General features: G+C 65.2%; 10 protein-coding genes. All 10 read right to left on the bottom strand.

The genetic code is table 11. The features are described 5' to 3' along the window. Window positions 1-3 precede the first annotated feature (3 nt). Window positions 4-705: a biotin-independent malonate decarboxylase subunit gamma gene (locus tag ACN9MV_RS14000; RefSeq protein ID WP_426392761.1), complete on the bottom strand. Its 702-nt coding sequence runs from the start codon at window positions 703-705 to the stop codon at window positions 4-6. After that, a complete protein-coding gene (locus ACN9MV_RS13995) occupies window positions 702-1,598 on the bottom strand; it encodes a biotin-independent malonate decarboxylase subunit beta (protein ID WP_426392759.1) in 897 nt (298 codons plus the stop codon). The genes ACN9MV_RS14000 and ACN9MV_RS13995 overlap by 4 nt, the downstream gene beginning before the upstream one ends. Further along, the gene (mdcC, locus tag ACN9MV_RS13990) at window positions 1,595-1,924 is read right to left on the bottom strand and encodes a malonate decarboxylase acyl carrier protein (RefSeq protein ID WP_371127418.1); all 330 of its coding nucleotides are present in this window, start codon (window positions 1,922-1,924) and stop codon (window positions 1,595-1,597) included. The genes ACN9MV_RS13995 and mdcC overlap by 4 nt, the downstream gene beginning before the upstream one ends. A 12-nt stretch (window positions 1,925-1,936) precedes the next feature. Next, window positions 1,937-3,619, bottom strand: a complete 1,683-nt coding sequence (gene mdcA / locus ACN9MV_RS13985) for a malonate decarboxylase subunit alpha (protein ID WP_307614601.1) — start codon at window positions 3,617-3,619, stop codon at window positions 1,937-1,939. An 11-nt stretch (window positions 3,620-3,630) separates the two neighbouring features. Continuing rightward, window positions 3,631-4,395, bottom strand: coding sequence for a malonate transporter subunit MadM (madM, locus tag ACN9MV_RS13980; protein WP_093059033.1), 765 nt, complete (start codon window positions 4,393-4,395; stop codon window positions 3,631-3,633). Between the two features lie 5 nt (window positions 4,396-4,400). After that, on the bottom strand, window positions 4,401-4,817 hold the full coding sequence (gene madL, locus ACN9MV_RS13975) for a malonate transporter subunit MadL (RefSeq protein ID WP_258349719.1): 417 nt from the start codon (window positions 4,815-4,817) through the stop codon (window positions 4,401-4,403). A gap of 145 nt (window positions 4,818-4,962) precedes the next feature. Next, window positions 4,963-5,877: a LysR family transcriptional regulator gene (locus ACN9MV_RS13970; RefSeq protein WP_093059009.1), complete on the bottom strand. Its 915-nt coding sequence runs from the start codon at window positions 5,875-5,877 to the stop codon at window positions 4,963-4,965. 303 nt (window positions 5,878-6,180) lie between these two features. Then, entirely contained in the window at window positions 6,181-8,283 is a 2,103-nt protein-coding gene (gene pilQ / locus ACN9MV_RS13965) for a type IV pilus secretin PilQ (RefSeq protein WP_426392756.1), read from the bottom strand. Window positions 8,284-8,343: 60 nt separating this feature from the next. Continuing rightward, on the bottom strand, window positions 8,344-11,451 hold the full coding sequence (locus ACN9MV_RS13960) for an efflux RND transporter permease subunit (protein ID WP_426392755.1): 3,108 nt from the start codon (window positions 11,449-11,451) through the stop codon (window positions 8,344-8,346). Then, the gene (locus ACN9MV_RS13955; protein WP_426392753.1) at window positions 11,448-12,575 is read right to left on the bottom strand and encodes an efflux RND transporter periplasmic adaptor subunit; all 1,128 of its coding nucleotides are present in this window, start codon (window positions 12,573-12,575) and stop codon (window positions 11,448-11,450) included. The genes ACN9MV_RS13960 and ACN9MV_RS13955 overlap by 4 nt, the downstream gene beginning before the upstream one ends.

Here is a 12,575-nt window from a genome sequence, read left to right as displayed (position 1 = left end):
ACCTCAGGCAGCATCGAGCACACGTTGCGCCACGTCGGCGGCGAGCTTGCGGCCGCCACGCAAGGCGCCATCCCTGGCACGTCGGTCCTCGCCTGTCGCTTCGGACAACGCAGCACGCAACGCCACCTGCAGATTGCCCTCCCAGAGGGCGCGCACTCCGCCCATGGCCACGTAGTTGCCGACACCGGGTGCAAACACAGGATTCGATTCGGAAAGCTCAGTGAGCATGGCCTCCGGCAACTTGGTCACGCGTGCCATCGCAGGGATGCGCATGACACGGATTTCCGCCTCAGGCAGCGCATCGCAGGCATCGGCGATCAGTCCCGAGGTGATGAAGCCGCCCGACAACGCCTGGTCGTACACCAGTCCAATCACTCGATGCCCGTTCCGCCGCGCAAGGTCAATACACATACCGAGGTGTGCCATGGCGCGATTGATACCGAGCAATTCGTCGCGTCGGCGCAGCTGCTGGCCCTGGGTATCGATGAGCAGCAGGATCGGTCGACCCGGATGCTGCGAGATCGTGTCAAGCACCACGCGGGCTTGCGCCAACGCGAGTCGAACGCCGATCGAAGCATGATTCGTTGTCCCGATGACCGTGAGCAACTCGCCCTCGAACAAGACCTCCCCCTGGAGAAAATCGCCGACCTCACGCATGCCGTGGAAAGGGCCGAAAAGTTGCGTGACCAACGCGTTCCATTTCATCTTTGTGCCTCCGTGGCCCCGCGCAAGGCATGCATGGCGGCCACGTCAATGTCGGGAATGCGCTGCGCATCGGCCACGCCCAGGCGCTGCCAGAGCGCCATTGCGTCGTCCAGGTCATCGCTGGGTGGCGGCATATCGCGCAAGCGCGCGCTCAACAGCGCGTGTTCGGTCTCCAGCAATGCCGGCGTGACCGGCTTCGCGGCCGAGAGCGCGCAGATAGCCGCCTCGCGGAAGGCCTGCACATCGTCTTCGACGAGTTCGTCGCAATCGCCTGTCAGCCAACGGTGTTTGCCGCCGGTGGTACGCCACACCAGGGCGCGGTCGCGCGAATCGAACTCCTCCACACCGAAGGAAGCCTCGATCACCTCGGGGCCGGACATGGCCAGCCGGCCGCTGTCGCTCATCACGATGTAGTCGGTGCAGCGCGCGACGATGCCCATGCCGCCGAAGCAGCCGTTCGCGCCGCCGATCAGCGTGATCACAGGGATGCCCGCCGCACGCACGTCGAGCACCGAACGCATCACCTCCGACACTGCAATCAGGCCGGCATTGGCTTCGTGCAGCCGCACTCCACCGGACTCGGCCAGCAGCAGCACCGCCGTTGGCCGATCGCGCAGTGCGCGCTGCAGCAGGCCCACGAGCTTGGCGCCATGCACCTCGCCAACGCCGCCGCCCATGAAGGCGCCCTCCTGCGCGGCAACGAAGACCGTGCGACCGGCCAATGCGGCGCGGCCGATCGCAACGCCATCGTCGAAAGCACAGGGCACACCCAGTTGGGCAAGGTGCGGGCTGGTCAGCCGCTCGGACGGCGGCAGCCACTCGTGGAAGCTGCCCGCATCCAGCAGAAGGGCCAGGCGCTCACGCGCCGTGCATTCGGCATAGCTGAGGCTCATGACGATGCTCCCGGCAGTTCGGCCACGGCCTGGCCGAGCCGCAGGCCCACCACTGCGGGGGTGGCGCCCATGTCATTGATCGAGATGCGGATGCCTCCGAGCGGATGCCGTTCGTGAAAGTCCGCCAGCACGGCCCGCCAGATGGGTTCGAAGCCGCGCGCCGAGGTCTCGATGCGCACGGTGCAGTCATCGCCGGCAGCGCTCTCGAGCATCACCTCGAGGTTGCCCGAGCCGACCACGCCGACCAGGACTGGCGCAAAGGTGTCCGCGATGCGCTGCCCGGGGAAGGAAAAGTCCAGGATTTCGAGTCCTGCTGGAATGCTCATGATGGTTGTTTCCTACCAGTTCCTGAATCGTTGGGGCGGCTGGTACAGCCCACCCGAGGCGCGCACGATGTCGCGCATGCTGCGTGCGGCCAGAAGGTTGCGCGTGGCGTCGCGCGGGTCGATGCCCAGATCCTCCGGCCGGCGAATCACGCCGCGGTCGCGCAGGTTCTCCACCGCGCGCTTGTCGCGCCCCAGCCCGACCGCCGTGTAGCCCGCTACGCCTCGGATCGCCTGCTCGCGCTCTGCATCGTTGCGGCACAACAGCAGGTTGGCGATACCCTCCTCGGTAAGGATGTGACTCACGTCGTCGCCGTAGATCATGATCGGCGGCAGTTCCATGCCCGACTGTTCCGCCAACTGCCATGCGTCCAGCCGGTCGACGAAGGCGGGCTGCATGTGCTCGCGGAAGGTTTCGACCATCTGCACCACCAGCTTCTGGCCACGCGGCGTGCCGGCCGCGCCGCCGCGGCCCGCGCGCGCTTCCTGGCCCGCCTTGAGCCAAGCCGGGCTCGTGTGGCGTCGACCGCGCGCGTCGGCGCCCATGTTGGGCGCTCCGCCGAAGCCCGCAATGCGTCCCAGCGTGGCGGTCGAGCTGTTGCCGTCGAGGTCGATCTGCAGCGTCGACCCGATGAAGAGGTCGCAGGCGTAGTGCCCTGCGGCCTGGCAGAACGCGCGGTTGCTGCGCAGCGACCCGTCCGGGCCAGTGAAGAACACGTCGGAGCGCGCGCGGATGTAGTCCTCCATGCCCAGCTCGGAGCCGAAGGAATGCACCGATTCGACCCAGCCTGCCTCGATCGCCGGAATCAGCGCGGGATGCGGGTTGAGCGCCCAGTGCTTGCAGATCTTGCCCTTGAGGCCGAGCGACTCGGCATAGGTCGGCAGCAGCAGCTCGATCGCTGCCGTGTCGAAGCCGATGCCGTGGTTCAGGCGCTGCACGCCGTATTCGGCGTAGATGCCCTTGATTGCCATCATGGCCATCAGCACCTGAATCTCGCTGATCTGCGCCGGGTCGCGCGTGAACAAGGGCTCGATGAAATTGGGGCGCGGCGCTTTCACCACGAAGCTCACCCAGTCCGCCGGTATGTCGATGCGCGGCAGCGTGGTGGTGTGGCCATCCACCAGTTCGTTGACCTGCGCGATCACGATGCCGCCGGAAAAAGCGGTGGCTTCGACAATGGCGGGAGTGTCCTCGGTGTTGGGGCCGGTGTAGAGGTTTCCCTCCGCGTCCGCGGCATGGGCCGCCACCAACGCCACGCGTGGCGTGAGGTCGACGAAGTAGCGCGCGAAAAGCTCCAGGTAGGTGTGGATCGCGCCGATCTCGATGCGCCCGGCCGACACCAGCTTGGCCAGGCGCGCGCCCTGCGGCCCCGAGAAGCTGAAGTCCAGCCGGCTCGCCACGCCGTTTTCGAACAAGTCCAGGTGTTCGGGCAGCGCGAGTACCGACTGCACCATGTGCAGGCCGTGCACCCGCGCCGTGTCGACCTGCACCAGCGCTCGGGCCAGAAAGTCGGCCTGCTTCTGGTTGTTGCCTTCCAGGCAGACCCGGTCGCCCGGCTCCAGCACGGCCTCCAGCAGCGTGCCGATCGCTTCGGTGGCCACCAGCTTGTCCTGGCGCTGCGTGCCAAGCGCCTGCGCGGCGCGGGCTAGCCGGCCTGCGCGGTTTTCGGTCCTGGTGTTCCAGTTCATGCGATCCATTCGTCCATTCCTCAACCCATCACCGCCTTGACGGCAAAAAACAGCACGGACGGACCCAGAAGGCAACCCAGTCCGGTATGGAAAGTAGCGACCAGCGCACCGTAGGGCACCAGCTTGCGATCGGTGGCCGCGAGGCCGGCCGACACGCCGCTCACAGTGCCGGCAAGGCCGCCGAAGACCATCGCCGAGCGCGGCGTCTTCAGGCGCAGGAAGCGTGCAGCCATCGGGGTGCCGACCATCACGAGGATGGCCTTGACCAGGCCGGTCGCGATGCTCAGCGCCATCACGTCGGGGCTGGCACCGATGGCCGCCCCCGTGACGGGGCCCACGATGTAGGTGACGGCCCCGGCGCCGATCGTTGTCATGCTGACCGCGTCGGAGTAGCCGAAGCTCCAGGCGATCGCCGCGCCCACTACAAAAGGCAGCAGCGTCCCGAGCAACAGCGAGATCACTCCGATGAGCCCCGCCTGGCGAGCTTCGGTCACCTGCACTTCAAAGGCCGTGGCAACAATCGCGAAATCGCGCAGCATGGCCCCGCCCATCAGGCCGATGCCTCCAAACAGCGACATATCGGCCAGGCCTTTGTGGCCCCCGGTCCGGGTGCCGCCCCAATAGGCGAGGATGAGTCCGATCACGATGGCGATGGCCGATCCGTGCACGCGCCCGAAAGTCAGGCGGCGCGAGATCTGGCCGGAAAGCAGCACGATCAGCCCCACAACCATGAAGGCGCTGACCAGGCCGTTCTGCAAGGCCGCTTTTTCGAGGATTTCAAGCATGGCGCTCATTCCGCCTCGTTGAGGAGAGGGTTGTCGTTGCGCACCGGCTCGGCCTGCGAGCTGGCGACCGGATGCTCCATGCGATTGATCAACGAGATCACCACCGCGCAGACGGCAACGGCCGCCAGCGCCGAAAGTAGTGCGACGGGTCCACCGCGCAACGCGGAAACCATGTCCTGCTGCGCCGCCATGGCGACCACCACCGGGATGTACATGGCGCCCCAGTACTCCACGCCCAGTTCGGTCAGTTTGGGCAGGATGCCCTTCCTGTTCATGTAGATGCGCGCCGTGATGAGCAGCAGCATCGCGATTCCCACGCCGCCGACGTTGGTCTTTACGCCCAGCGCCTGACCCAGCAGGTCGCCTAGAAAAATGCCCAGCAGATGGCACAAGGCCAGCAGCGCGGTGCCGTAGATGATCATGGGTTATGTCTCCGGAGTGACGGCGCGCGAGGGGCGCTGTTCCTGGAGACGTACGGTATCGGCTTGCCCGGCCGCAATCAATTAACGGCAGTCGACGACAGTTACTCTCAGCGAAACGATCGAGGACGCCAATGCGATGGCGCGCTCAAGCCAGTTCGGCTCTGGCGCTCCTGCATACCGCGAGCAGCGCAAGCAGGTTCGGGTCGCGCTCGCGTGTACGCAGGAAGCTGACTCCCAAGGTCTGGCGCATCAGGTACTTGGGCGCCAGCGGAATCAGTTGGACCTTCTGCGAGAACAGGTCGCGCACGCGCCCTGGCAGCAGCGTGTAGCCAATGCCGCCGCTGACCAGGTTCATCAGCGAGAAGATGTCGCCGGTCTTCATCACCACGTTGGGAGTGAAGTTCGCCACGCGAAAGGCCTCCACGAACCCGTTGTAGGTAGCGAACCCCTCCTTGAGGCTGACGAATTTTTCGTCGGAACATTCGCTCAGATCGACGCAATCGAGCGCGGCGAAGCGCGATCCCATAGGGGCCGCGAAGTAGATGTCGTCTTCGAACAGCGGCTCCGAAACGATGTCGCCAGCCTCTTCCGGGACCGCCATCAGCGCCGCATCGACGGCGCCGTCGCGAATTTTCTGCAGCAGATCCGCGTTGGAGCCGAGTACGAGCTCGGTCTCAAGGCTGGGCTTGCGCACCTTCATGTGGACGAGGACCGCGGGCACAGTGCGGATGGTCAGCGAGTAGAGCGACCCGATACGGATGCGATCGGCCGAGTAGCCGGCGACCTCGCGCGTGGAGCGGATGCCCGCGGACATGGTGTGCAGCACCTCGCGCGCCACTTCGGCCAGCGCATGCGCGGCTTCGGTGGGATGAAGATTGCGACCCTCGTGACGAAACAGTGCGCAGCGCACGCCGACTTCCAGAGAGTGCAAGGCACGGTGAACGCTCACCGTGCTGACCTCGAGCCGCTCGGCCGCGCGCGCAAGATTGCCGGTTTCCATGAACGCAATCAGCGTCTCAAGCTTGCGGAAAGTGATTTCTTCGTCGACACGGGCGTGCATGATGGTCTCGCAGATCAGTCCACATCCTAGCCCTTTGGTGCGCTCGGCCGGCCTGGCGCTCCAAGGACGCGGGCGTGCAGTGAACTTTCTGGCCCCCTCGGAGTACGCACCGGAGGCAAAGTTGATGGCATGGCCGCGCCGGGCGTTCGTTCGGAGGACCGGCAATCACGCTGGAGAGGTCGGGATGTTCATCGAACCGCTGCCTGCTTGCGCCATACCGTCCGAACCAAAGTACAGGACGCATCGATGCACAGGGCCAGGTGACTGCCGACATGAATTTCTCGCACCCACATCGCATCGCGGCTAGCGAGCCGCATTCCGATCGGTAATCATCTTCGGGGTGATGAAGATCAGCAATTCGCTCTTCTTGACCTCGCGGGTGCGCGATCGGAACAGCACCCCGACATAAGGCAATTCGCCGAGTACCGGTATCCGTGACTCGTCGTTCGTTTCCGACAGTTCGAAGATCCCGCCGATCACGACAGTCCCTCCGTTTTCTACGAGCACTTCGGTCTGAACGTGCTTCGTGTTGATGGCGTAGCCCGCAGTGGTCGACTGGCCGACGGAATCCTTGTTCACATCCAGCGTCAGGATGATGTTTCCTTCTGGCGTGATCTGCGGCGTGACCTCGAGCCTGAGATTCGCCTTCCTGAAGGAGACCGAGGTCGCACCGCTCGACGTGGCAGACTGGTAAGGAAGTTCAGTCCCCTGTTCGATCAGGGCCTTGGTTTGGTCGGCCGTGACGACCCGAGGGCTCGCCACGACCTTGCCCTTGCCGTCTTCTTCAAGCGCGGATATTTCCAGATTCAAAATCTTCGACATGCTGGAGTTGTAGAGCGAAACCGCGAAGGTTCCCGTGGAAGTGCCACTGGAACTGCTGGCCGGCAGGTTGACGAAGTTGCTGCTGGAGGTCGACGAATACGACACGGTGCCGTCGCTGCTCGTCGTCGCCTGGGTGCCGATCGAACTGTTGCTGCCCTTGGACGATCCACCCAGCTTGACGCCCAGCGATTTGCTGAAAGTGTCCGATGCCTCGACGATGCGCGCCTCGATCAGTACCTGTCGCACCGGCACATCGAGCTTCTGGATCAGCTCGGCGACCTGCTGAAGCCGCGAGGGGATGTCCGAGACAAAGAGCTGGTTGGTGCGCGCCTCGGCGATCACACTGCCGCGCGGACTCAGGATGCGTGTGGGCGTACCCGATCCGCCTCCCCCACCTCCACCGCCACCGCTACCCGTCAGGCCTTGCACGAGGGTCGCGGCCTTGGTGTAGTTCAGCTGAAACGACTGGGTACGAATCGGCTCCAGGCTCTGTATGGTGGCCTGCGCTTCGAATTCGAGCTTTTCCTTGGCATTGATTTCATCCTTGGGCGCGATCCAAAGCACGCCGCCGTTCTTGCGCACGCCCAGGTTCTTCGCCTGCAAGATGATGTCCAGGGCCTGGTCCCAGGGCACGTCCTTCAGCCGCAGCGTCAGTGCGCCGCTCACCGAGTCCGAGGTCACGATGTTGAAGTTCGTGAAGTCGGCGATCACCTGCAGCAGCGAGCGGATATCGATGTTCTGGAAGTTCAGCGAGAGCTTCTCGCCGCTGTAGCTCACGCCCTGCGTGAGCTTGGTCGGATCGATCTTGCGCGGGCGCACTTCCACGACGAACCGGTTCTCGCTCTGGTAGGCGCTGTGCTCCCAGTCACCCTTGGGCTCGATGGTCATGCGCACGCGATCATCCGATTGCTGCACCGTCACCCACTGGACGGGGGTGCCGAAATCCGCCACGTCCATGCGGCGGCGCAAACCTTCGGGCAGCGTGGACTTGGTGAATTCGACGACCAGGTTCTTGCCTTGCTGCCGAATGTCTACACCCACCTGGCTATTGGCCAGATCGACGATCACGCGGCCGGCGCCGTCCGAGCCCAGGCGGAAGTCAACGTCACGCAACGGCAAGGTGTCCCTGCTGCGGTTCTCCGCAAAGGTGGACGACATGGGCGCGTTGAGCGCCGCACCGGCGACAGGACCGAGTGACACGAGCAGCGAGTTGCCCTGAACCTGGGTCGTGTGGGTTGTTGCCTGTTTGAGATTCAGCACCAGGCGCGTGCGCTCGCCGGCCTGCGCCACGTTGACGGAGCGCAGATTGCCCTGGTTGATTTCGATGGGCGCGCGGCCAACGCCGTTCGTGACGCCGGGAAAGTCAAGGGCGATGCGTGCAGGCGACTGGATGGTGAAACCCGTCGGCGCCGCGGCAAGCGGCTGGGAAAAATCGATGCGGATGACTTCTGCACCGGATTGCACCGAAGACGTGACCGATTCGATCACGTTTTGCGCCTGGGCTGCTGCTGCGCCTCCCCACACGCAGAGCAGCAGACATGCGGTACGCAGCCATCGCGCGATGGCAGATTGTTGTTCGTTCACGTTGGGCCTTTTGTTACTGCAGCGATCTGGAAAAAGTTGATCAGCGGACCTGCGCGGTCTTCATTCGACCGTCTGCAGGGCCTGCTCGGGCGCAGCGCGTGTGGCGCTCCTGCGTGACACGAGGCCACGCCCCCACTGCAAGAGGTCGTCTACGTAAGTGAAGATCACCGGCACAACCAGCAAGCTCAGCGCGGTGGACGTCAGCAGACCTCCAATCACGACGATCGCCATCGGCTGGCGGAAACTGGGCTCAGCACCCAGCCCCAGTGCGTTGGGCAGCATGCCGGCGCCCATTGCGATGGTCGTCATCACGATCGGGCGAGCGCGCTTGTGGCAGGCATCGATCAGCGCATCGAACCGGCCCATGCCTCGGTCGCGGCGCGCCACGATGGCGTACTCGACGAGCAGGATCGAATTCTTCGTGACGATGCCCATCAGCATCAGAACGCCGATGACCACCGACATCGAAAATGCCTGGTGCGTGAGCCATAGCGCGAACATGGCGCCGCCCATCGCCAGCGGCAAGGCACTGAGGATGGTGCCGGGTTGCAGGAAGTCATGGAACAGCAGCACCAGCACCGCATAGATGCAAAAGATCCCGATTGCCATCGCAACGCCGAAGCTCTGGAACAGTTCGGACATGCGCTGCAATTCGCCTTGTTCCACCTGGTGCACGCCGGCCGGCAAAGACTTCAGTGCGGGCAACGCCATGGCTTCGCGCTGCACCTCGCCGATCGTGCGTCCGTTCAACTCGACACTGAGCGTCACGTTGCGCGAGCGATCCAATCGGTCGATCTGCGACGGGCCGCTGCCCATCACGATCTCGGCCACCGAGGCCAGGTCCACGTTGCCGCCGCTGCCCTTGACTCGCAGCTGCGCGATGGCATCGAGGTTGCCGCGCACCGACGGATCCATGAGCACGCGGATCGCGATCTGGCGCTCCGGCAGGTTGAGTTTGGGCAGCGAGTTCGAATAGTCGCCGTAGGTGGCCAGGCGCACTGCGTCGGCCAGCGCTTCCGACGTGACACCCAGCGCAGCGGCACGAGCGGTGTCGGGGCGCACCTGGATCTCCGGGCGCTGCAACGAAGCGCTGGAGGTCACGTTGCCAATGCCCTTGAGCGTGCGCAGTTGCGACTCTGCCTGCGCCGCCGCGCTGGCAAGGATCTGCGGATCGTCACTCGCCAGCGTGATGTCCAGCGACTCTCCGTTGGCGCCGGCCCCGACTGTGATACGGGCGCCGGGAAGCGCTCGCAGCATCTCGCGCATCTTGGCCTCGACACCCGATTGCTTGAGTTTTCGCTCGCCACGCGGCACCAGGTCGACGGTGAGCGTGGCACTGGTCACGTCGGTCGAAGAGCTGACGCTCATGCCGCCACCGCTCGTGGCCGTGCCGACCGAGACAAATACGCCTTTCACCTCGGGCAGTGTGCGCAGCATCTGCGACGCACGTTGGCTGGTCGCCGCGGTGTCCTGCAAGGTGCTGCCCGGCGCCAGCTTGATCGTCAGGGTGCTCTGCGCCTTGTCCTGCGCCGGGATGAAGGCGGTCGGAATGAAGGGGATGATGAGCAGTGCCAGGCCAAAGAAGGCCGTGGCCGCCAGCACCGTGGCCTTGCGCCGCGACAGGCTCGCCCGGACCCAGCCGAGATAGCGGGTCATGGTCGGGCCATCGGTCGATATCTCGTGATTCCCCGGCGTCTTCGGCTTGAGCAGGTAGGCCGCCATCATCGGCGTCAAAAGCCGCGCCACCAGCAGCGAGGCCAGCACCGCCACCGAGGCGGTCACGCCGAACTGCCGGAAGAACTTGCCGGGAATGCCGCCCATGAAAGCCGTGGGCAGGAAGACCGCGACAAGTGCGAAGGTGGTGGCGATCACAGCCAATCCGATCTCGTCGGCCGCCTCCATCGCCGCTTGATATGGCGTCTTTCCCATCAGCAGGTGGCGTTCGATGTTCTCGATCTCGACAATCGCGTCATCCACCAGGATGCCGACCACCAGCGACAGCGACAGCAGCGTGATGACGTTGAGCGAATAGCCCGCCAGCGCCATGAAGCCGAAGGCCGGAATGATGGACAGCGGCAGCGCGGTGGCCGAGATGAGCGTGGCACGCCAGTCGCGCAGGAACCACCACACCACCAGGATCGCCAGGAATGCACCTTCGTACAGCAGGTGCATCGAGCCTGTGTAGTTGTCCTCGATCGGCGTCACCGTGTTCGAGGCCTCGGTGATGCTCGCCTCGGGATGCGCCTTGGAGAGGCGCTCGATCGCGCTGCGCGTGGCCTCGGCCACGCCCACGTCCGAATAGCCGCGCGAACGCGTGACCTGGAAGCCGATCACCGGCCGGCCATCACGAAAGGCCATGGTCGTGCGGTCGGCATGGATGTCGCTGACCCGCGCGATCTGGTCCAGCCGCACGTAGAGTCCATTCGAGATCGGCACGCTGATCGCGGCAATCTCCTCGGCCGTGCCAGCGGTGACGATGGTGCGCGTGGACTGCTTCTGCCCGCCCACGGCCCCCTCACCGCCCGAGCTTTCTTTCTGCACCGCCTTGAGCTGCGTGGAAACGTCGGACGGCGTCACGCCCAGGCCCGCCATCAGCGTGGGATCGAGGTCCACGTGAACCTCCCGGTCGATGCCGCCTACGCGCTCGACCTTGGCAACGCCCTTGACGGCGAGCAGCGCCTTGGTCACCGTGTTGTCGACGAGCCAGGACAGATCCTGGTCGTCGAGCTTGGTCGATTCGACGGTGTAGGTCAGCAACGCCGAGCTCGCCGAGGTCTGCTTCGAAACCGTGGGCGAAGCCATGCTGGAAGGCAGATCGGCGCGCGCGCTGTCCACCGCGTTGCGGACCTCGCTCAGCGCTTCTTCGCTGTTCTTGTCGATCTCGAAGCTGACGCTGATGCTCACCGTGCCGTCGGTGATCTTGGTGGTGATGTGATCCAGCCGCGTCAGAGAAGCCAGCTTGTCCTCGATCTTGCGCGCCACCTCGGTCTCCAGCTGCGAGGGCGCGGTGCCTTCGAGCGTGGCCGAGACCTGGATGGTCGGCAAATCCGTGTCGGGGAAATCCTGAATCTGCAGGCTCTTGAAGCCGATCAGACCCAAGGCCGTGAGGAGGATGAACAGCAGAACCGCGGGAACCGGATTGCGGATCGACCAGGAGGAAAAATTCACTGCGAGCCCCCTGCCTGCGCTTTGGCTGCGCCGGCCACCGTGACCTGTACGCCCTCCGACAGGAAAGCGCCTCCGCCGGCAACGACGCGCGCATCGCCGGCGAGCCCGGACAGCACCTCGATGCGGTCGCCCTGGCGACGTCCTGTGGCGACCGGATGGCTGCTGACCTTGTCACCGCTGCCGACTACGTACACATACGAGCGGCCGTCGCGCATCACGATCGCCGACTGCGGCAGCGTGAGCGCGGATTTGGCGTCGAGTTCCAGCGTGCCGTTGGCGAACATGCCCGAGCGCGACGTGCTGGCCGCGGGCAGGCTCGCGTAGACCGTGCCACGGCCGGTGGTGGTGCTCAGCGTCGGGCCGACCAGCCGGACCTTGCCCTGCACCTGCTCGCCGCCGGGCAATGTGACCCGTGCGATCTGCCCCACGCGCACGAGAGCAACCTGCCGGGCATCGAGCTCCGGGCGCCATTCGACCTTGGCCTGCCGCACCAGGCGGAACAGCTCCGCGCCCGCACTGACCACATTGCCCAGCACCGCCGACTTCGAGGACACGATGCCGTCGTCGGCTGCGACGATGCGCGTCTGGATGAGCTTGAGCTTGCTGCTGTCGAGTTCGGCCTGCGCGGAGGCGAGCGAAGCGCGCGAGGTGGCCTCGGTGATCCGGTACTCCTCGATCTTCTGCGCCGACAGCGCGCCGCTGCTTTCGGCGATCTTCGCGCGCCGCGTGTTGGAGACCGCCTGGTCGAGCGAGGCGCGGGCCTGTGCGACAGCGGCTTCCTGCTTGCGCACCTCGGCTTTCACGGTCGCGTCCGCCAGCCGCGCAAGAAGTTGGCCGCGCTTGACGCTCGCGCCCACATCCACCAGCAGTTCAGCGATGCGCAGGCCGCCGGTCTCGGGGCTGACGATGACCTCCTGCCAAGCCGTTACCGGTCCACTCGCCTGCAGTGTCTGCGGCCAATTCTGCGTCTGGGGCACGACCACCTCGACTGTCAGCACGCTGGGAGCCCGGGCGTCGGCATCAGGCACGCGGGCGTCCCCGGCCGGGCGGGCCAGCCAGGCGACGAGCCCCAGCCCGAGCGCCACGGCGAGTGCCGCGGTCCCGATAAAGAACTTTCGATTCAC

Source organism: Variovorax sp. R-27 (genome assembly GCF_049913215.1).
Taxonomy (GTDB): Bacteria; Pseudomonadota; Gammaproteobacteria; order Burkholderiales; family Burkholderiaceae_C; genus Variovorax.
The sequence above is the reverse complement of the archived record's forward strand: the minus strand, read 5'-3'. Positions and strand labels throughout refer to the sequence as shown.